The sequence below is a fragment of the Paraburkholderia sp. BR13439 genome (genome assembly GCF_040948805.1).
In the GTDB taxonomy this organism is placed as follows: domain Bacteria; phylum Pseudomonadota; class Gammaproteobacteria; order Burkholderiales; family Burkholderiaceae; genus Paraburkholderia; species Paraburkholderia youngii.
The window spans coordinates 192,747-213,619 of sequence record NZ_JBFPKN010000001.1; the positions used below are offsets into that span (position 1 = coordinate 192,747).

Consider the following 20,873-nt stretch of genomic DNA (forward strand, 5'->3'; position numbering starts at 1 on the left):
GGGTTAAGTTTCGGCCCGAATTTCGTCGGAATGGTGAAACAATAAAAAAACGGTGTGTTTCACGTGAAACACACCGCCTTCAAACACAGCGATCGCCGAAAAAAGTGCCCGTTTATGCGACCTTTTTAGCCAGGCCGAGATAGGTTTCGATCACCCGAGGATTCTGCGCGAGGTCGGTCGCTGGTCCCTCCAGCGCCAGCTCACCGGTTTCCAGCACATAGCCGTAGTCCGAGATTTGCAATGCGGCGCGCGCATTCTGCTCGATCAGTAGCGTCGCGACGCCCGTCTGCCGCAACGCGCTGATGATGTGGAAGATTTCCTTCACGATCAGCGGCGCGAGACCGAGGCTCGGCTCGTCCAGCATTAGCAGATCGGGCTTGCCCATCAGCGCGCGGCCGACCGCGAGCATCTGCCGTTCGCCGCCCGAAAGCGTGCCTGCCGCCTGCTTGCGCCGCTCCTTCAGCCGTGGGAACAGTTCGAACACCGGCTCCAGCTGATCGAGAAAGTTGCGCTCTCCTGCCCGCTTGCGTCGGTAAGCTCCAAGCAGCAGATTGTCCTCGACGGTCATCGAAGCGAAAAGCTCGCGCTTCTCCGGCACCAGACACATACCCAGCGCGACCCGCTTTTCCACCGGCATCGAGCTGACGTCCTCTCCCTGATACGAAACCGCGCCTTTCGCATGACCAGACGGCGGCAACGCGCCCATGATCGCATTCAGCAGGGTCGACTTCCCCGCGCCGTTCGGACCGATCACGGAGACGATCTGCCCCGCCCGCACCTTGATCGCCGAATTGTGCAGCGCCTCGACCTTGCCGTACCGGACCGACAGATGGTCCACCTCGAGAATCGGTCCGGCGGCCGCCACGCCGGTCGTTGTCATGTTGTCCATCATTCCACCCCACCCAGATACGCTTCGAGCACCGCCGGATCCTGCTGCACTTCCTGCGGCAGACCTTCAGCGATTCGCGTGCCGAACTCCATCACCACGAGCCGGTCCGTCAGATTCATCACAAAATCCATGTCGTGCTCGACGAGCAGCACACTCATCCCTTCCGCCTTTAGCTTGCGCAGCAGATCGGCGAGCTGCAGCTTTTCCTGATAGCGCAGACCAGCTGCCGGTTCGTCGAGCAATAGCAGAGTCGGATCGCAGCATAACGCGCGCGCAATTTCGAGAATCCGCTGTTGACCGAGCGCCAGGCTGCCCGCTTCGTCATACATATGCTGTTCGAGGCCGACGCGGCGAATCTGCCGAGCGGCTTCGGCCATCAGCCGCGCCTCTTCCGAGCTGTTCAGCCGCACGACACTGCGCCACACACCTGCATGGCCTCGCAGATGCGCGCCGATCGCGACGTTCTCGAGCACGGTCATGCCCGGTAGCAGCTTTACGTGCTGGAAGGTCCGGCCGATGCCACGCTTGACGATTTCCCGTGAACTCAGGGCATCGATGCGCTCGCCGCGGAACGTGATCTCGCCGCTCGTCGCCTGCAGCACGCCGGTCACCAGATTAAACGTGGTCGACTTACCCGCGCCATTGGGTCCGATTAGCCCGATGATCTGCCCCGCTTTGACTTCGAAGCTGACATCGTTCACGGCGACGAGACCGCCGAACTGCTTGCGCGCCTTGTTCACCGTCAGCAGGTCTTCGCCGGCCTGCGGCTTGTTGCGCTGCGGCAGAGGGACCGCGTGGTCTGCGAGATGCGCCCGCGGGCCACGCGGAAAAAAGCGTGCGACGAACGGCCACACGCCCTGCCGCGCATACTGCAGCAGCAGCACCATGATGATGCCGAACACAATCACTTCGAAGTTGCCGTTCTCGCCGAGCAGTTTCGGCAGCAGCGTCTGTAGATAATCCTGCAGCACCGTGAGGATTGCCGCGCCAAGCACCGCACCCCAGACGTGCGAGACACCGCCCACCACTGCCATGAACAGAAACTCGATGCCGTGATTCAGCCCGAACGGCGTCGGATTCACCGCGCGCTGCAAGTGCGCGTACAGAAAGCCCGATACCGACGCAAGCACCGCCGCATAGACGAAGATCACGACGCGCATCCAGCCGGTATTGACACCCATTGCCTCGGCCATCAGACCACCGCCGCGCAGCGCGCGAATTGCGCGACCCGGACGACTATTAAGCAGATTCTGAACAGAAACGACCGAACCGAGCACGACCACCCAGATCAGGTAATAGATATGGCGGCCGGACTCGAGGTTGATCCCAAAAACATTCAGCACCGGGATGCCGTTGATGCCGTCGTACTTGCCGAGCATCTCCAGATTGCCGAACAGGTAGAACAGCGCGAGCCCCCACGCTATCGTGCCGAGCGGCAGGAAGTGGCCGGACAGGCGCATCGTCACGAGACCGAGCATCAGCGCGACCAGCGCAGTCACGATCACGCCCGCGATCAGTGCAAGCCACGGCGACACACCGAAGTTAGTCGTCAGGTACGCAGTTGCATAAGCGCCGATGCCCACGAACGCGGCCTGCCCGAAGCTCGTCATGCCGCCGATACCGGTCAGCAGCACGAGGCCGATCGCAACGATCGAATAGAGACCGATGTAGTTCAGCAGCGTGATCCAGTACTCCGGTACATGAATCGGTTGCGGCAGAACCGGCAAAGCGAACAGCACCACGAGGAACAACCAGAAGAACTTCTTTTGCATGGTCCGTTTCATCGTGTCACTCCTCTTGCTCTTCGGCATGCGGGCTCGCAAGACTGCGCCACAGCAGCACCGGGATGATTAGCGTGAACACGATCACTTCCTTATAAGCACTGGCCCAAAACGACGAATACGACTCCAGCAGACCGACGAGAATCGAGCCGGCCGCCGCGAGCGGATAGCTGACCAGACCGCCGATGATCGCGCCCACGAAGCCCTTCAAACCGATCAGGAAGCCCGAGTCGTAGTAGATCGTCGTGAGCGGCGCGACGAGGATGCCGCACAGTGCGCCGAGTCCTGCCGCCAGCGTGAACGCGAGGCGTCCCGCCTGCGTCGTGCCGATACCGACGAGCCGTGCGCCGAGCCGGTTCACCGACGTCGCGCGCAACGCCTTGCCCGAGATCGAGCGATCGAAATACAGATACAGCGCACCGATCAGCACGACCGCGGTGCCGATCACCCACAGGCTCTGCCCGGAGATCGACAACGTGCCCACGTTGAACGTCGCATCGGAAAACGCGTTGGTGCGCGAGCCTTCGGCGCCGAACATCACGAGGCCGAGACCGACCATCGCGAAATGCACGGCCACCGCGACGATCAACAGCAGCAGCGTGGCCGCCTCCGCGATCGGCTCATAGGCAAGGCGATAAACGAACGGACCCATCGGGATCACGATCAGCAGCGTCAGCGCGATCTGCACGATCATCGGCAGCGGCTGCAGGAAGATGCCGCGCGTGAGCGCGTAGACCGCGATCGGAAACAGCAGGTACTTCCCTGCCAGCACAGGCAGCGTGCGCGCCGCATGACGACGCCGCTCAGCATGCCGCAATACGGCCACCGTCTCGACGACGAAGCATGCTGCGCCCATCGCCATCAACAGCCAGCAGGTGGCAGGAAACTTCTGCGTTTGCAGTGCGGCGAGCGTCAACGCGCCGTACGAAACGAACTCCCCTTGCGGGATGAAGATCACCCGCGTGACGGAGAACACCAGCACCAGCGCAAGCGCGAGCAGCGCGTAGATCGCGCCGGTCGTGATGCCGTCTTGCGCGAGGATCGCCGCAATTGATAGATCCATACTTCCTCGTCCTGAAGCGTCGAAATCGAAAAACCGGGAAACAGTCGTTACGGCGCGGCGCGTAGCCGGCCATCCATCTGCAATGTCTGAAAAGACAACCGCCGCGCCGGGTCACGGCGCGGCGGTCGATACCATTGTCATCGAACACAATGGCAATGCGGCGTCATGCACCGCAGATTGCGCGAGAGGCGCGTACCGCTAGTTGTTTTTGTAAATCGTCTCAGTCGTTCTGCAGCTTCCACTTGCCGTCGACGATCTGCACGATCACGCGCGCGCGCTGGTCGAGGCCGTTGTGGTCGTTCGCGGTGGTGTTCATGATGCCGTGCGACACCGGCAGCTCCTTGATGTTTTCGAGCGCGTTGCGCAGCGCCACGCGGAACTCGGGCGTACCCGGCTGTGCGGTCTTCAGCGCGACCGGAATCGCGGCCTGCAACATCTGGCCGGCATCCCATGCGTGACCGCCGAAGGTCGCGACCGAACCCACGCCATAAGCCTTCTCATAGGCGTTCTTATAGGCTTCCGACGACTTCTTCACCGGGTTCGAATCCGGCAATTGATCGACGACCAGAATCGGACCAGCCGGCAGCAGTTCGCCTTCGCAATCCTTGCCGCATACACGCAGGAAGTCGTTGTTCGCGACACCGTGCGTCTGATAGATCTTGCCCTTGTAGCCACGCTCCTTCAGCGTCTTGGCAGGCAGCGCCGACGGCGTACCCGAGCCCGCGATCAGCACCGCGTCGGGATTCGCGCCCATCGTCTTCAGCACCTGGCCCGTCACCGAAGCGTCAGTGCGGTTAAAGCGCTCGTTCGACACGATCTTCAGGTTGTGCGCTTTCGCGACGGCCTCGAACGTCGAGTTCCAGCTGTCGCCATAGGCGTCCGAGAAACCGATGAAGCCGACCGTCTTCACGCCGTGGTGCTGCATGTAATCGGCGATTGCGTCGGCCATCAGGCTGTCGTTCTGAGGCGGCTTGAACGCCCATGCACGCTTCGCATCCATCGGCTGAATGATCGCTGCCGACGCCGCGAGCGAGATCACTGGCGTCTTGCCCTCAGCGGCCGGATCGAGCATCGCGAGCGAATTCGGCGTGACGGTCGAGCCGATGATCGCGTCGACGTGGTCTTCGTCGATCAGCTTGCGCGTGTTCTGCACGGCCTTGCTGGTGTCCGACCCGTCGTCGAGGATGATGTATTGCACGCTCTTGCCGCCGATCTCCTTCGGCAACAACGCGATCGTGTTCTTCTCAGGAATTCCGAGCGACGCGGCCGGCCCCGTCGTCGACAACGTGACGCCGATCTTCACCTGCGCGAATGCCGCCCCCGCGCCGCACATCAGCGCCATCGCGATGCCGGTGCGTACCCAATGCCTTGTCTTTTTCATTGCGAGTCTCCAAACGCCTTCAAAAGCGCCTATCTATAAGCCGGCTTGCTGGGCCGGGTGTCTGAATCTAGTGAGCGAGTTCAGGTGTGCCAAGCATGGTTTTCCCTGCTCGGCGCGCATACCTTCCCCGCTTTGTCGGGTACCGCTCCTCTCACGTCGCGCGAGTGCGCATTCGCGTCATACGCCGCGTTTCTTTGCCACGGCTCCATTCCAACCAGACTTTCATAAACCACTAATATGTTAGTAGCTTGCGTTCTGCATTATCGACGGTCAAGAGAGCGTGCGCTAAATGCGGGTTTGTCCTGAAGCACCGAAACCACACTTTTAAGCGCTGCAGACACCTGCCCCGGGTAATAAAAAAGACGCGTCAACTGCACGCGTCTTTTTCGATGAGGTCCCGTGGCGCAGAGCCTTCGCTCAGTCGCCGGCCAGCTTCCACTTGCCGTCGACGATCTGCACCATCACGCGCGCCCGCTGGTCGAGTCCGGCGTGGTCGTTCGCGCTCATGTTGAAGATGCCGTGTGACGCGGGTACATCTTTCGTGCCTTCGGCTGCGGCACGCAGCGCGTCGCGGAATGCCGGCGTACCCGGTTGTCCCTTCTTCAACGCGAGCGGAATCGCACGCTGCAGCAGCAGACCCGCGTCCCACGCATGACCACCGAACGTCGACACCGAACCCGCGCCGTACGCCGTTTCATACGCATGCTTGTACGCGAGCGCGCTTTTCTTCACCGGATTCGCCTCGGGCAATTGCTCGGCGACCAGCAGCGGGCCGGCGGGCAGCCACGTGCCTTCGCAATCCTTGCCGCACACGCGCAGGAAGTCGTTGTTCGCGACGCCGTGCGTCTGATAGTACTTGCCCTTGTAGCCGCGCTCCTTCAGCGTTTTCTGCGGCAGTGCGGCCGGCGTGCCCGCGCCGGCGATCAGCACCGCGTCCGGATTCTGCGACATCATCTTCAGCACCTGGCCCGTGACCGACGCGTCGTTGCGCGCGAAGCGCTCGTTCGCGACGATCCTGATCTTCGCGAGGTCAGCGGCTTTACTGAATTCCTTGAACCAGCTCTCGCCGTACGCGTCGGAAAAGCCGATGAACGCGACCGTTTTCACGCCGTGATTGGCCATGTGCTGCGCAATCGCCGTGGCCATCAGAATGTCGTTTTGCGGCGTCTTGAAGACCCATGCGCGTTTCGCGTCCATCGGTTCGACGATGCCCGCGGCCGCGGCCAGCGAGATCATCGGCGTGGAGGTTTCGGCGGCAATGTCGATCATGGCGAGCGAATTTGGCACGACGGTCGAGCCGATCAATGCATCGACGTGGTCTTCGCTCGTGAGCTTGCGGGCGTTCTTGACCGCCTGGGTGGAATCGGTTGCGTCGTCGAGGACGATGTAGTCGATCTTCTGGCCCGCTACTTCTTTCGGCAGCAGCGCAATGGTGTTTTTTTCCGGAATACCGAGCGATGCGGCCGGCCCTGTTGCCGACACGGTGACGCCGATTTTCACGTCCGCGAATGCATGGCCGCTCCATGCAGCCGAAGCCCCGGTGGCGACCAATGCCGCGCTGATCCAACGCAATGCCGACTTCATCCTGCTCCTCAATTAAATCCGTTATTCAATTGCAATTAAATCCACGGATTTAATTGCCAACCCAGTGGTCGGTGAATAGCGAGTTTAGCGGACGCAAGTGCCGTGCTGCAAGCGTTTCGAAGGCTTGTGATGTTTAGCTGCAGCGGCTGCCTAAGAATAAAAAATGGCGCGCGAAATAAGCGGGAGATCGCATCAAGTAATTCGAAAAACACAAATGAAAAAGCGCTGTTGGATATCAATCCAACAGCGCTTTCTTCAGGGCACTTAGTGCCTCAATTGTCTCCTCGTTCTCCACCTGCAAATTCGTGGTGCATCAGAACTGGATGAAGATTAAACGACGACCCCAGCAGTCACAACTAGCAATTACCCTAGTGGTGCACTGCGGCACCGGATTGGGGCGCGTTATGCCCATTTCATCACAAGGTTCGCCACAGGTTCGCCCACACCCCTGATCCGGCGGACCTTCAGCACAAGCCGCAATTAGATCGGAGATCGAAGCAATCGCGTATCGCACTGCATCAAGCACGTGCCCTCCCGAGCGGGACCAGGCAGCCACAATGTCAGGCCCGCAACGGTCGCACCCGCGCAACGATCTCACCGACGATGCCGCGCCGGAACGCCAGCACACACGCGATGAAAATCAGCCCCGTGACGATCGTCACCGATTCGCCGAGCGAGCGAAACCACTCGATGCCGGTCATCGACGCGAGCGCCGAGCCGATATCGCCGAGCCGGTCTTCGAGCGACACGATCAGCGCGGCGCCGAGCAGCGGCCCGAACAGCGTGCCCATGCCGCCCACCAGCGTCATCAGGATCACGAGGCCGGACATCGTCCAATAGGCATCGCTCAGCGTTTCGAAGCCTTGCACGAGCACCTTCAGCGAACCCGCGAGACCCGCGATACCGGCCGACAGAATGAAGGCGAGCAGCTTGAATCGGTCGGTGTCGTAGCCGAGCGACACCGCACGCGGCTCGTTTTCCTTGATCGCGACGAGCACCTGCCCGAACGGCGAATGCACGATCCGCACGATCAGCAGGAACGCCAGGACGATCACCGCGAGCACGACGAAATACAGCGCGACATCGGACGAAAGACTCAACAGGCCGAACAGGTTTCCGCGCGGCACGCCTTGCAGACCGTCTTCGCCGTGCGTGAATGGCGCTTGCAGGAACACGAAGTAGACCATCTGCGCGAGCGCGAGCGTCACCATCGCGAAGTAGATGCCTTGACGGCGAATCGCGAAGAAGCCAACGACGAGGCCAAGTAGCGTGGCCGCCGCGGTGCCGCTCAGCACGCCCACCTCAGGCGAAAAGCCGAGCGTCTGCATCGCATAGCCGGTCACATAACCGGCCGACGCGAGAAACATCGCATGGCCGAAGGACAGCAAGCCCGTGTAGCCGATCAGCAGATTGAAGGCGGCCGCGAACAGCGCGAAGCACAGCACCTTCATCACGAAGAGCGGATAGATGCCGAGCACCGGCACCGCGAGCAGCACGATCAGCAGCAGACCGTAGAGCACTTTTCTCTGCATCATTTTTCCCTGCCGAAAAGACCCGCCGGACGCACGAGCAACACGAGCGCCATGATCACGAAGACGACGGTCGCCGATGCCTCGGGGTAGTACACACGCGTCAGTCCTTCGACTACGCCGAGCATCAGGCCGGTCAGAATGGAGCCCATGATCGAACCCATGCCGCCGATCACGACCACCGCGAACACCGTGATGATCATCGGCTGGCCCATCAGCGGCGAGACCTGAATCACCGGCGCGGCGAGCACGCCGGCAAACGCCGCGAGCGCGACGCCGAAGCCGTAGGTCAGCGTGATCATCAGCGGCACGTTGACGCCGAATGCCTCGACGAGCTTGGGGTTTTCGGTGCCCGCTCGCAGATACGCGCCAAGCCGTGTCTTCTCGATCACGAACCATGTCACGAAGCACACGATCAACGACGCGACGACCACCCACCCGCGATAGTTCGGCAGATACATGAAGCCGAGATTGGTCGCACCCGACAGCGCCGACGGCACGTCGTACGGCTGGCCCGACGAGCCGTAGATCGAATGGAACACGCCTTCGATCACGAGCGTGATGCCGAACGTCAGCAACAGGCCATACAGATGATCGAGCTTGTAAAGCCAGCGCAGCATCGAGCGCTCGATCGCGACGCCGACGAGTCCGACTATCAGCGGCGCGAGCACGAGCATCACCCAGTACGGCAGATTGAAATACGACAGCCCCATCCACGCGAGCATCGCGCCGAGCATGAACAGTGCGCCATGCGCGAAGTTGATCACGTTGAGCAGGCCGAAAATCACAGCCAGCCCGAGGCTCAGAATCGCGTAGAACGAGCCGTTCACGAGTCCGAGCAGAAGCTGGCTCAGCATCGCCGGCAGCGGAACGCCAAAGATGTCCATTGAAGCCCTTAGCCCTTCAAGCCATCGTCAAGGTGAGATCGGTAACGCACGATCCGGCCGGCACGCGACGTGCGGCGACGCTGCCCATCGCGTGCGGCTCTGAAACGGTTACCCGCCAGCGCGTACCGCTGCAGCGCCGGCGGTTCTCTCAGGTCTGCGCGGTCCTGGACCGCATCCTGCCCTCCCGTGCTTACTTCCACAGCGCGCAGCGAGTCTGCGCCTTGGTCGTGAAGGCCTGATCGCCCGGAATCGTCGCCATGATCTTGTAGTAGTCCCACGGCTCCTTCGATTCGGCCGGCGTCTTCACCTGCATCAGGTACATGTCGTGGATCATGCTGCCGTCCTGACGGATGTAGCCCTTCGCGTAGAAGTCGTCGATCTTCGTCTTGCGCAACTGCGCCATCACCTTGTCCGGATCGGTCGAGCCCACCGCCTGCACCGCCTTCAGATAGTTCATCGCCGCCGAGTAGTCGGCAGCCTGCAGGCTCGACGGCGTCTTCTTCATCTTGTCGAAGTAGCGCTGCGACCACTTGCGCGTGTCGGCGTCCTTGTTCCAGTACCAGCTGTCGGTCAACACGAGACCCTGCGTCGTTTCGAGACCGAGGCTGTGCACGTCGTTGATGAACATCAGCAGCGCGGCGAGCTTCATCGTCTTCGTGATGCCGAATTCCTTCGCGGCCTTGATCGAGTTGATCGTGTCCCCGCCCGCATTCGCGAGGCCGAGGATCTGCGCCTTCGACGCCTGCGCCTGCAACAGGAACGACGAGAAGTCCGACGCCGACAGCGGATGACGCACCGAGCCGAGCACCTGACCGCCATTCGCCTTCACGACGTCCGAGGTCGCTTTTTCGAGCGCCTTCCCGAACGCGTAGTCGGCGGTCAGGAAGTACCACGTCTTGCCACCCTGCTTCGTAACCGCCGAGCCCGTGCCGTTTGCGAGCGCGGTGGTGTCGTATGCGTAGTGGATCGTGTACGGCGTGCATTGCTCGTTGGTCAGCGTATCGGCGCCCGCGCCGACGTTGATGTAGACCTTGTGCTTCTCGCCCGCGACGGTGTTCGTCGACAGAGCGGTCGCCGAGTTGGTGCCGCCGATCACCACGTCCACGCCATCGCGGTCGAACCATTCGCGAGCGCGCGACGCCGCGATGTCCGCCTTGTTCTGGTGATCCGCGTACAGCACCGTGATCGGCTTGCCGTTGACCTTGCCGCCGAAGTCGGCGACCGCCATCCGGATCGCTTCAAGACCGCCCTGCCCGTCGATATCCGCGTACAGTCCCGACAGATCCGTGATAAAGCCGATCTTCACGGCATCGTCGGCCGCTTGCGCGCTGCCCAGCGTCAGTGCGGCGCCGGCGGCGACCGCGAAGCAGAGTGAGGCAATTCGCGCGAGTGGGTTCTTTTTCATGCATGTCTCCTGGTTCTTCGCTTGTGGTTATCAGAGGCAGTCGGGCGCGTGCGTGTCCGTGTCTATACGCCCAGCAAATCGTGCAGCACCGGCATCTTGCCTTCGAGCTCGCTAGCCCCGAAATGCTCGACGATCATGCCGTGCTCCATCACATAGAAACGATCCGCGAGCGGCGCCGCGAAGCGGAAGTTCTGCTCGACCATCACGATCGTGTAGCCGCGCGCCTTCAACGTGATGATCATCCGTGCAAGCGCCTGCACGATCACGGGCGCGAGCCCCTCCGAGATTTCGTCGAGCAGCAGCAGATTCGCGCCGGTGCGCAGAATCCGCGCGACCGCGAGCATCTGCTGTTCGCCGCCCGAGAGCCGCGTGCCCTGGCTCATGCGCCGCTCGTGCAGATTCGGGAACATCGCATAGATTTCCTCGAGCGACATCATGTGCGCCTTGTCGCCGACGGGCGGCGGCAGCAGCAGATTTTCCTCGCACGACAGACTCGAAAAAATACCGCGCTCTTCGGGGCAATAGCCGATGCCGCAATGCGCGATGCGATGCGTGGGCAGGCCAATCGTTTCGCGTCCATCGATCCGGATCGAGCCGGTACGGCGGCCCGTGAGACCCATGATCGCGCGCAGCGTCGTGGTGCGGCCCGCGCCATTGCGCCCGAGCAGCGTCACGACCTCGCCACGGCCAACGGACAGATCGACGCCGTGCAGAATATGGGATTCCCCGTACCAGGCTTGCAGTCCCGCGATGTCCAGCGCGGGCGCGCCGCTTTTCGTTTCGTTCGCTTCGAGGCCTTCGCGCTCGACCGTCGTATTCATGCGTGGGCTCCGGCGAGCGCCGCGTCGGCGCTGCCCATGTAGGCTTGCATCACGAGCGGATTCTTCGACACTTCCGCGTAGCTGCCCTCGGCGAGCACTTCACCCCGTTGCAGCACGGTGATCGTGTCGGAGATACCGGCGATCACATTCATGTTGTGTTCGACCATCAGGATCGTGCGGCCCGCCGATACTTTCTTGATCAACGCAGTCACGCGGTCGACGTCCTCATGACCCATGCCTTGCGTCGGCTCGTCGAGCAGCATCAGTTCGGGCTCCATCGCGAGCGTGGTCGCGATTTCGAGCGCGCGCTTGCGGCCGTAGGCGAGCTCCACCGTCAACACATCGGCGAAATCGGTCAGGCCGACCTGAGTCAGCAGATCCATCGCGCGATCGTTCAGACGCCGCAACGTACGCTCGCTCTTCCAGAAGTGAAACGCGGTGCCGAGCGAGCGCTGCAACCCGATGCGCACATTCTGCAATGCCGTCAGATGCGGAAATACCGCGGAAATCTGGAACGACCGGATGATGCCGCGCCGCGCGATCTGCGCCGGACGTTCGCCGGTGATATCGACACCGTTGAAAACGATCTGGCCCGCGGTGGGTTCGAGAAATTTGGTGAGCAGATTGAAGCAGGTGGTCTTGCCCGCTCCATTGGGCCCGATCAGGGCATGGATCGAGCCACGGCGCACGCGCAGATTCACGCCGTTCACGGCGACAAAGCCTTTGAACTCGCGGGTGAGGCCGCGCGTTTCGAGAATCGTATCGCCGAGAATCATGTTCCCTTCCATACGGAGTAAAGGCGAAGCACTACGATCTTTCCGCGCGAAGTTCTGCGCGACTTGTTATGTTGGCGGCACCCCTTGCCGCTCGTTGGCGTGCTGCACCAATACGGACGGTGATCATGACGCGGCACGCAGCATGGCTGCCATTGTCGCCCCAATGATGCAGCGCATTCATTGGGATTTGCACTAAGTGAACGAGGCCCGCGCCGCGCGCTCGTGGCATGCGGTTAGCACGCTTCACGTACGCGGCGGAAAACATGACCGATCCGCTCAGTTTCCATCGCACGTTGCATGTCACACAGACGACATCGACGCAGCCACACCCATTTGCGCTGCGATGTTGCCGCTCACGCGCGCGCGACGATCCTCGCGGATCATGTCGCTCGCGCGTTCGGCGATCATCAGCGTCGGCGAATTGGTGTTGCCCGACGTGATGTTGGGCATGACCGATGCATCGACGACACGCAAGCCCTCGACTCCGATAACCCGTAGCCGGTTGTCGACGACCGCGGCGGGATCGTCGGTCGTGCCCATGCGGCAGGTGCCGACGGGATGGAAGATCGTCGTGCCGACCGCGCCCGCGGCCTGCTGCAATTCTTCTTCACTTTGATACTGCAGGCCCGGCAGAATCTCCCGCGGCAGATAGCGCGCGAGCGCGGGCGCCGCGACGATGCGGCGCGTCAGACGTAGCGCGTTTGCTGCGACGTGGCGGTCGTACCCGGTCGACAGATAATTGGGAGCGATCAATGGTGGTGCGGACGCATCGGCCGACGCAATATGAATGCTGCCACGCGACGTGGGGCGCAGCTGACACACCGACGCCGTGAACGCATTGAAGCGATGCAGCGGTTCGCCGAAGCGGTCGAGCGACAAAGGCTGCACGTGATACTCGAGATCGGGTCGGGTCAGCGAGCGATCGTCGGCATCGGACTTCGCGAACGCGCCGAGTTGCGACGGCGACATCGACATCGGTCCGCTCTGAAACAACGCGTACTGCATGCCGATCATCAGCTTGCCCCACCAGTGCGCGGACATCGTATTCAACGTGCGCACGCCCTCCACCTGAAACGCCATGCGCAGTTGCAGATGGTCCTGCAGATTCTCGCCGACGCCGCGCAGATCCTGAACGATCTCGATGCCGAGATTCTGCAGACGTGCACCATTGCCGACGCCGGACAATTCGAGCAGTTGCGGCGAGTTGACCGCGCCGGCGGAAAGGATCACTTCACAACGCGCTTTGGCGACATAGTCGACATCGGCGCCACGATATTCGACTCCGGTGCAGCGGCGGCCGTCGAACACGACACGCTGCGTGTGGGCACCGGTAATAACTGTGAGGTTCTCCCGCTTCAACGCGGGCCGCAAAAACGCCTTCGACGCATTCCAGCGAATGCCGCGCTTCTGGTTGACGTCGAAGTAGCCGACGCCGGTGTTGTCGCCACGATTGAAATCGTCGGTGGCGGGAATGCCGGTTTGCTGCGCGGCTTGCGCGAACTCTTCCAGAATCTTCCATTTGAGGCGCTGCTTCTCGACGCGCCAAGGTCCGCCCGCGCCGTGCGCTTCGTTGGCGCCGCCGTGGTGATCCTCGCTGCGCCTGAACACCGGCAGCACCGCGTTCCATGACCACGTGCTGTCGTTGGTCACACGCGCCCACTCGTCGTAGTCTTCACGCTGACCGCGCATATAGATCATGCCGTTGATCGACGAACTGCCGCCGAGCACACGCCCGCGTGGATACGACAGCGTGCGGCCGTTCAGACCCGGCTCTGCCTGAGTCTTGTACAGCCAGTCCGTGCGCGGATTGCCGATGCAATACAGATAGCCGACCGGCACATGAATCCAGTGATAGTCGTCTTTCCCGCCGGCTTCTAGCAGCAGCACGCGGATCTCGGGATCTTCGGTGAGCCGGTTCGCCAGCACGCAGCCCGCAGTGCCCGCGCCGACAATGATGTAGTCGAACTCGCCTTCGAGCCGCCGTGCGGCGCGAGGCGTACTGTCGGTATGACCCATCGTTCAGTCTCCTAAGCATTTTTGCAGCGCAGGCGTGGAAGCTCGATCGCTTCCACGCTGATGCCGCGACGCGCTTTTATTCGCTTTTACTCTTTTGCTCGCGCGTTCGCCGACTTGATGCGGCGCAAAGCCGCCAGCTTATTTGGCGACCGGCATCGTGAACTCTGCGCCCTTCGCAATGCTGTCGGGCCAGCGCTGCATGATGCTCTTGTAGCGCGTATAGAACCGCACGCCTTCCTCGCCGTACGCGTGATGATCGCCGAACAGCGACTTCTTCCAGCCGCCGAACGAATGCCAGGCCATCGGCACCGGAATCGGCACGTTGATGCCGACCATGCCGATCTCGATCTGCCGGGAAAACGTGCGCGCAATGCCGCCGTCCGACGTAAATAGCGACACGCCGTTCGCAAACTGATTCGCATTGATCAGCTCGACCGCCGAGGCAAAGTCGGGCACGCGCACGACGCACAGCACCGGTCCGAAGATTTCTTCGCGGTAGATCTTCATGTCGGGCGACACTTCGTCGAACAGCGTCCCGCCGAGGAAAAAGCCCTTCTCGTGCCCCACGACCTGATGAGCGCGTCCATCGACGACGAGCTTGGCGCCCGCGGCGACGCCGGCGTCGATATAGCCGACCACCTTGTCGCGGTGCGCGCCGGTGACGAGCGGCCCCATCTCGGCCGCCGCTTCCATGCCGTTGAGGATCTTCAGGCTCTTCACGCGCGGCGTCAGACGCTCGATCAGTTCATCGGCGATATGCCCCACCGCGACCGCCACCGAAATCGCCATGCAGCGCTCGCCGGCCGAACCGTAGGCGGCGCCGATCAGGGCGTCGACGGCCTGGTCGAGATCGGCGTCGGGCATCACGACGAGATGATTCTTGGCCCCGCCCAACGCCTGCACCCGCTTGCCGTGCTTCGTGCCTTCCGTGTAGATGTATTCGGCGATCGGCGTCGAGCCGACGAACGACAGCGCGCTCACTTCGGGATGTGCGAGCAGCGCATCCACCGCGACCTTGTCGCCGTGCACGACGTTGAACACGCCGTCCGGCAGGCCCGCTTCCTTCAGCAGTTCGGCGAGCCGGATCGATGCGGACGGATCGCGTTCGGACGGCTTCAACACGAAGGTGTTGCCGCACGCGAGCGCGACCGGGAACATCCAGCACGGCACCATCATCGGGAAATTGAACGGCGTGATGCCGGCGACCACGCCGAGCGGCTGCCGCAGATTCCAGTTGTCGATGCCGCCGCCGATCTGATCGGTGAAATCGGTCTTCAGCAGGTTCGGGATGCCGCACGCGAATTCGACGATTTCGATGCCGCGCATCACTTCGCCCTTGGCGTCGGAAAACACCTTGCCGTGCTCGCGCGTGATCAGCTCCGCGAGTTCGTCGTGATGGCGGTCAAGCAGTTCCTTGAACTTGAACAGCACCCGCGCGCGTTTGATCGGCGCGGTTTCGCTCCACGCGGGAAACGCGGCGTTGGCCGCGGCAACAGCAGCGTCCACCTCGGCGACGCTCGCGAGCGGCACGCGAGCGCTGACGCTGCCGAGCGCCGGATTGAAGACGTCGCCGAAGCGCCCGCTCGTGCCTTCGACGGTCTTGCCGTTGATGAAATGGCTCAGCGCGCGTGCGCTCGCCGCGCTGCGTGCGGCGTCGTGCTGCGCGGTTGCGTCGGAATATGTCTCGCTCATCTCGTTCCTCTTTTGCTGTGAAATCTCCCGCTTCGCGCTCGATACCGCGCGCCGAAGCATTGCTCAACGCTCAGCGTACGGCGTCTACGAGCGACAAATCCAATGAGTAATGCTCAACTGCGCTATAAGCCGCGCTAATATCAGGATATGGATCTGACTCTGCTTAGGGCTTTCGTCACCGTCGCACGCGAGGGCAACCTCACGCGCGCCGCGGTGCAGCTACATCTGACCCAACCCGCCGTCAGCCTGCAAATCAAGCACTTGCAGGAAACGCTCGGCGTGACGCTGTTCACGCGGACTTCGCACGGGCTCGCGCTGACGCGCGACGGCCAGGCGCTGCTGCCGCACGCCGAACGCGCGCTCGGCGCGGCAGCCGACGTACAGCGCGCCGCGCAGACGCTCCGCCAGGAAGTGCGCGGGCGCCTGCGCATCGGCACCATTCTCGACCCCGAGTTTTTGCGCCTGGGCGGCTTCCTGAAGCAACTCGTCGAGACCTGGCCGCAGATCGAAACCGCGCTGCGCCACGGCATGTCGGGCTGGGTACGCGAGCAGATTCGGGCGGGCGAGCTCGACGTCGGCTATTACATCGGCCTGCCCTCCGACGACGACACCCGCGACGGCGCCACGTTTCACGCGGTCACGCTCACGCATTTCCAGTATCGCGTGCTCGCGCCGGCGGGCTGGAAAGATCGCGTGAAGGGTGCGCGGGACTGGCGCTCGCTCGCGGCGCTGCCGTGGATCTGGACGCCGCCGGCGTCCGCGCACAACCGGCTGCTGTCGCGCTGTTTCGGCGAGGCGGGTGTGAAACCGGTCAAGGTGGCCGAGGTGGACCAGGAGCCGTCGATGCTCGATCTGGTCAAGTCGGGAGTCGGTCTCACTCTTGCGCGTGACGCGACCGCAATCGCCGAGGCGCATGCGCACGCGCTGACGATCGTCGATGGCATCACCGTGCCGACGCAGTTGAGCTTCATCACGCTCGACGAGCGCAAAGACGAGCCGGCGATCGCGGCGGCCTTGAAGCTGATCGATCAGCAGTGGGCGATCTGAGCGAGGACCGTCTGACGCGCTGCGATATGAGTCTCGCTAATGCCCGCACTCGTCCCACCTGCCGCCCGGGCTGAAAGCATTCCGTCACGAAGTTTTTGCTAGATTGTCGGTTTGCGCTCGCGCAGCGCCCTCGTAGCGCTTTCCGTTCCGCCCGACCTCGTCCTTCCAGGCGGCTTCTCCCCGGCACCACCAGCGGCCCCGGAAGCCGTCGATCACTCCGCCCATCCACAGGAGCCCACATGGCACGCAACATCGAAATCAAAGCCCGCGCCCAGCATTTCGACCAACTGCGCGAGCGCGCCGCGCAGCTCGCGACGGACGCGCCGCTGATCTTTCGCCAGCAGGACTTTTTCTACGACGTGCCGCGCGGCCGCCTGAAGCTGCGCCAGTTCGACGACGGCACGCCGGCCGAACTGATCTTCTACCAGCGCGACGACCGCGACGGCCCGAAGGCGTCGTACTACACGCGCAGTCCGGTCACGAATCCCGAAGCGATGCATGCGCTGCTCGCGACCGCGCTGACCACGCGCGGCATCGTCTCGAAAGAGCGGCACGTGTATCTGAGCGGGCGCACGCGGATTCATCTGGATCGCGTCGACGGTCTCGGCGATTTCGTCGAACTCGAAGTGGTGCTCGCGCAGGACGACGACGAAGAAGGCGGCCACGCCGAAGCGGAAGCGCTGTTCAAGAGCCTCGGCGTATCCGAAGCGGATCTGGTGCCGGTCGCGTATGTCGATCTGCTGAATGCGGACGACGAGCCGAAGCGAGCGGCATAAGGATCGCGTCACTGCAGGGGCCGCGGCGGCACGCGCGCGGCTCCCTCTGCCGGCTTGTCGACACCCGCCGGCAACCGGCCTAAAACCTTCAAACCGGCGCAGCCCCCGGCGCAAGATGCCCGAGCGGCAACGGCCCATTGCGCTTGAACGTGGTCAGCACGATATTCGAGCGCACGCTATCGACACCCGGCACGCGCATCAGCTTCTTCATCACGAAGGTCGACAGATAATTCAGATCCGGCGCGACGATGCGCAGCAGATAGTCGGCATCGCCGACGACCGCGTGACACTCCAGTACTTCGGGCAGCACGTCGATCTGCTGCTGAAACTGCTCGATGATCGAATCGCCGTGATGCTTCAGCTTAAGGCTCGTGAAAGCGGTGACGCCGAGGCCGAGCTTTTCCGGCCGCAACACGACCCGATAGCCATCCACAACGCCGACCTGTTCCAGCCGCTGCAGCCGTCGCCCAATCTGCGACGGCGACAGCGGCACCTGCTCGGCCAGCTGCTGATGCGTAGCGCGGCCAAAGCGCTGCAGCACGTCGAGCAGCGCGAGATCGAAGTGGTCGAGTTCAAGCATGTTGACATCCCGCATAAATTGGCCAGTTAATGCACGATTATCGCATAACTCTTGATTTTCACGCCTAACTTGCGCCCCTTCCGCATGTACTCCGCTCTACACTCGCATGTACCGATTTCCTGCGATTTCCCCGTTAAAGCTTTGCCATGTCCGCCGCCAGCACCGCCAAACTCAAAGAACAGTTCGACGCCGGTCTCGAGACCCGAGCCGACTTTACGATCGACCAGCCGCTCGAACGCTACGGCACGGTTGACCATGCGGTCTGGCAACAGCTGTACGCGCGCCAAACCGCCTTGCTGGAAGGCCGTGCGTGCGATGAATTCCTCGCGGGCGTCGAGCGTATCGGCCTGCCGTCCGAGCGCGTGCCGTCTTTCGACGACGTCAACGCGAAGCTGACGCCCTCAACCGGCTGGCGCATCGTCGCCGTGCCTGGCCTCGTGCCGGATCAGGTGTTCTTCGAGCATCTGGCGAATCGCCGCTTTCCGGTTACGTGGTGGATGCGCCGACCCGACCAGCTCGACTACCTGCAGGAGCCCGACTGCTTTCACGATCTGTTCGGCCATGTGCCGCTATTGATCAACCCGGTGTTTGCCGACTACATGCACGCGTACGGCCGCGCCGCGCTCGCCGCCAATGAAGCGCGCGCGCTGCCGCTGCTCGCGCGGCTCTATTGGTACACAGTGGAGTTCGGGCTGATCCGCGATGCCGCGAGTCCGAACGGCGTGAAGATCTACGGCGCCGGCATCGTCTCGAGCAAGGCCGAGACGGTATACAGCCAGCAAAGCGCTGCGCCGAACCGGCTCGGTTTCGCGCTGGAACGTGTGATGCGCACGCGTTACCGCATCGATACGTTCCAGCAAACCTACTTCGTCATCGATGACTTCGCGCAACTGTTCCGCGTCGCACAAACGGACTTCGCGCCGCTGCTGGCGAAGCTCGCCAATGCACCGGCCTACGCAGCGGGCGACGTGCTCGACGGCGACCGCGTGATCTCGCGCGGAACCCGAGAGGGATGGCAAACCAGCGGCGACGTTTAAACGCCAAGCCGCCTTAGACCCACCCGGCCCGGCGCACGGCGAGCGTTGCGCAATCGTGAAAAAATACCGGTTTCGCCCGCCTGCCGGCGAGCGTGTTCGACCAACGAGGTAACTCCATGATTCAGAAACTGACTTCCGACGAGCGCACCCAGCAACTGGCCAAACTGGATCGCTGGGAAAGCGTGGCGGAGCGTGACGCGATTCGCCGCAGCTTCGAATTCGCCGACTTCAACGAGGCGTTCGGCTTCATGACGCGCGTGGCGATCAAGGCGCAGGAAATGGATCATCATCCGGAGTGGTTCAACGTGTACAACAAGGTCGATATCACGCTGTCCACCCATGAAGCGAACGGCGTGACCGAACGCGACATCGCGCTTGCGACATTCATCGACAGTGTTACTACCTAATACAAATAATTACGGGCCCTTATGCGTGTTTATATACAACTTGCCGCGTAATCGGTCCACAATGAAAGGACAATGCAGGCAATACCCTGGGCAAACCTTCAGTTCTACAGGCTATCCTTAAGTTGAACGTAAGCTTCCCAGGCCTGCCTTGCAATCGGGTCAAAACGATCGAGTGATAGCGACTTCTGACGCTGTACAATCAGCAGCGCATACGGCTTGGATAGTGCGCTTGCCTCCTTGCACAGAACGTGTTCGTCGCCGCTCGAAGGTGAGCGGGCGCGCCAGAAGTTGATCGCGGCTTCCAGTTCGTGAATGCTGATCTCGGACATGACTTCGTGATGACTGGCACGGCGCTTCGAGTCGGCTCGACAGCTGCTTCGTGGGGCCTCTGCCGCCGCGTCGCACGCTGGCTGTGTTGCAGGCGCCCCGGCGAACCGCTTGCCAAAACGCCTAAACCCATTGTACTTGAGCGAAATCCATGCGACTCCTTCTGATCGAAGATGACCGCCCCATCGCACGCGGCATCCAAAGCAGTCTCGAACAAGCCGGCTTCACCGTCGACATGGTCCATGACGGCATCTTTGCCGAACAGGCCCTCACCCAAAACCGCCACGAACTCGTGATCCTCGATCTGGGTCTGCCGGGTATCGACGGCATGACGCTGCTGTCGCGTTTCCGCCAGAGCAACCGTCACACGCCGGTGATCATCCTGACCGCGCGCGACGAATTGAACGACCGCGTGCAAGGCCTGAACTCCGGCGCGGACGACTACATGCTGAAGCCGTTCGAGCCGGCCGAGCTGGAAGCGCGCATTCGCGCGGTGATGCGCCGCAGCGGTCCGCACGGTGACATGCCGCGTCCGGAAGTGTCACTGGGTGGCGTGCGGCTGTCGGGCGTCGACCGCCGCATCTTCAACGACGACAAACCGCTCGAACTGTCGCCGCGCGAATTCGCAGTGCTCGAAATGCTGCTGCTGCGTCACGGCCGCGTCGTCAGCAAGGCGCAATTGCAGGATCACCTGACGCACTTCGGCGGCGATCTCGGCGATACCGCGATCGAAGTCTACGTGCACCGTGTGCGCAAGAAGCTCGAGAACTGCCGTGTCGAAATCGTCACTGTGCGTGGCTTTGGCTATCTGTTGCAGGAAATCCGCCAGGCCGCATGATCGTCGTGAAGGCCGCGCATTGCGTCGCGGCCTGACG

General features: G+C 62.3%; 19 protein-coding genes. 5 read left to right on the top strand and 14 right to left on the bottom strand.

What is annotated here, in order from left to right:
- Window positions 1–112 precede the first annotated feature (112 nt).
- The 12 genes from AB3X96_RS00905 to AB3X96_RS00960 form a co-directional block, all read right to left on the bottom strand.
- The gene (locus AB3X96_RS00905) at window positions 113–889 is read right to left on the bottom strand and encodes an ABC transporter ATP-binding protein (RefSeq protein ID WP_368588260.1); all 777 of its coding nucleotides are present in this window, start codon (window positions 887–889) and stop codon (window positions 113–115) included.
- The gene (locus tag AB3X96_RS00910; protein ID WP_368588261.1) at window positions 889–2,673 is read right to left on the bottom strand and encodes an ATP-binding cassette domain-containing protein; all 1,785 of its coding nucleotides are present in this window, start codon (window positions 2,671–2,673) and stop codon (window positions 889–891) included. The genes AB3X96_RS00905 and AB3X96_RS00910 overlap by 1 nt, the downstream gene beginning before the upstream one ends.
- Window positions 2,674–2,677: 4 nt before the next feature.
- Complete coding sequence (locus AB3X96_RS00915; RefSeq protein ID WP_368588262.1) at window positions 2,678–3,733, bottom strand: branched-chain amino acid ABC transporter permease; 1,056 nt, start codon at window positions 3,731–3,733, stop codon at window positions 2,678–2,680.
- A gap of 220 nt (window positions 3,734–3,953) precedes the next feature.
- Entirely contained in the window at window positions 3,954–5,114 is a 1,161-nt protein-coding gene (locus AB3X96_RS00920) for an ABC transporter substrate-binding protein (RefSeq protein ID WP_176380012.1), read from the bottom strand.
- A gap of 417 nt (window positions 5,115–5,531) precedes the next feature.
- Entirely contained in the window at window positions 5,532–6,698 is a 1,167-nt protein-coding gene (locus AB3X96_RS00925; protein ID WP_368588263.1) for an ABC transporter substrate-binding protein, read from the bottom strand.
- A gap of 560 nt (window positions 6,699–7,258) precedes the next feature.
- Window positions 7,259–8,230: a branched-chain amino acid ABC transporter permease gene (locus AB3X96_RS00930; RefSeq protein WP_368588651.1), complete on the bottom strand. Its 972-nt coding sequence runs from the start codon at window positions 8,228–8,230 to the stop codon at window positions 7,259–7,261.
- A complete protein-coding gene (locus AB3X96_RS00935; protein WP_368588264.1) occupies window positions 8,230–9,114 on the bottom strand; it encodes a branched-chain amino acid ABC transporter permease in 885 nt (294 codons plus the stop codon). The genes AB3X96_RS00930 and AB3X96_RS00935 overlap by 1 nt, the downstream gene beginning before the upstream one ends.
- A 190-nt stretch (window positions 9,115–9,304) precedes the next feature.
- Complete coding sequence (locus AB3X96_RS00940) at window positions 9,305–10,519, bottom strand: ABC transporter substrate-binding protein (RefSeq protein WP_368588265.1); 1,215 nt, start codon at window positions 10,517–10,519, stop codon at window positions 9,305–9,307.
- A gap of 62 nt (window positions 10,520–10,581) precedes the next feature.
- The gene (locus AB3X96_RS00945) at window positions 10,582–11,340 is read right to left on the bottom strand and encodes an ABC transporter ATP-binding protein (RefSeq protein WP_176109915.1); all 759 of its coding nucleotides are present in this window, start codon (window positions 11,338–11,340) and stop codon (window positions 10,582–10,584) included.
- Window positions 11,337–12,116: an ABC transporter ATP-binding protein gene (locus AB3X96_RS00950; RefSeq protein WP_018418872.1), complete on the bottom strand. Its 780-nt coding sequence runs from the start codon at window positions 12,114–12,116 to the stop codon at window positions 11,337–11,339. Before AB3X96_RS00950 ends, AB3X96_RS00945 begins: the two co-directional genes overlap by 4 nt.
- Before the next feature lie 300 nt (window positions 12,117–12,416).
- Window positions 12,417–14,132, bottom strand: a complete 1,716-nt coding sequence (locus AB3X96_RS00955; protein WP_368588266.1) for a GMC family oxidoreductase — start codon at window positions 14,130–14,132, stop codon at window positions 12,417–12,419.
- A gap of 138 nt (window positions 14,133–14,270) precedes the next feature.
- Window positions 14,271–15,824, bottom strand: coding sequence for a CoA-acylating methylmalonate-semialdehyde dehydrogenase (locus tag AB3X96_RS00960; RefSeq protein WP_368588267.1), 1,554 nt, complete (start codon window positions 15,822–15,824; stop codon window positions 14,271–14,273).
- 147 nt (window positions 15,825–15,971) lie between these two features.
- On the opposite strand from AB3X96_RS00960, the gene AB3X96_RS00965 reads away from it, so the two are divergent.
- Together AB3X96_RS00965 and AB3X96_RS00970 are read left to right on the top strand one after the other, a co-directional pair.
- Window positions 15,972–16,871: a LysR family transcriptional regulator gene (locus AB3X96_RS00965; protein ID WP_176380007.1), complete on the top strand. Its 900-nt coding sequence runs from the start codon at window positions 15,972–15,974 to the stop codon at window positions 16,869–16,871.
- Between the two features lie 239 nt (window positions 16,872–17,110).
- Window positions 17,111–17,647 carry a class IV adenylate cyclase gene (locus tag AB3X96_RS00970; protein ID WP_176380006.1) on the top strand — a complete coding sequence of 179 codons (537 nt, stop codon included), beginning with the start codon at window positions 17,111–17,113 and terminating at the stop codon, window positions 17,645–17,647.
- An 88-nt stretch (window positions 17,648–17,735) separates the two neighbouring features.
- Here the strand turns inward: AB3X96_RS00970 and AB3X96_RS00975 are convergent, their stop codons facing one another.
- Window positions 17,736–18,227, bottom strand: a complete 492-nt coding sequence (locus tag AB3X96_RS00975) for an Lrp/AsnC family transcriptional regulator (RefSeq protein WP_013090976.1) — start codon at window positions 18,225–18,227, stop codon at window positions 17,736–17,738.
- 146 nt (window positions 18,228–18,373) lie between these two features.
- Between AB3X96_RS00975 and phhA the strand changes: the two genes are divergently transcribed.
- Both phhA and AB3X96_RS00985 read left to right on the top strand, forming a co-directional pair.
- A complete protein-coding gene (gene phhA, locus AB3X96_RS00980) occupies window positions 18,374–19,264 on the top strand; it encodes a phenylalanine 4-monooxygenase (protein ID WP_368588268.1) in 891 nt (296 codons plus the stop codon).
- Window positions 19,265–19,356: 92 nt separating this feature from the next.
- A complete protein-coding gene (locus AB3X96_RS00985; RefSeq protein WP_368588269.1) occupies window positions 19,357–19,671 on the top strand; it encodes a 4a-hydroxytetrahydrobiopterin dehydratase in 315 nt (104 codons plus the stop codon).
- A 104-nt stretch (window positions 19,672–19,775) separates the two neighbouring features.
- On the opposite strand, the gene AB3X96_RS00990 is transcribed toward AB3X96_RS00985, so the two are convergent.
- Entirely contained in the window at window positions 19,776–20,000 is a 225-nt protein-coding gene (locus AB3X96_RS00990; RefSeq protein WP_176109909.1) for a DUF3717 domain-containing protein, read from the bottom strand.
- 149 nt (window positions 20,001–20,149) lie between these two features.
- Between AB3X96_RS00990 and AB3X96_RS00995 the strand changes: the two genes are divergently transcribed.
- Window positions 20,150–20,836, top strand: a complete 687-nt coding sequence (locus AB3X96_RS00995) for a response regulator transcription factor (protein ID WP_013090980.1) — start codon at window positions 20,150–20,152, stop codon at window positions 20,834–20,836.
- Window positions 20,837–20,873 lie beyond the last annotated feature (37 nt).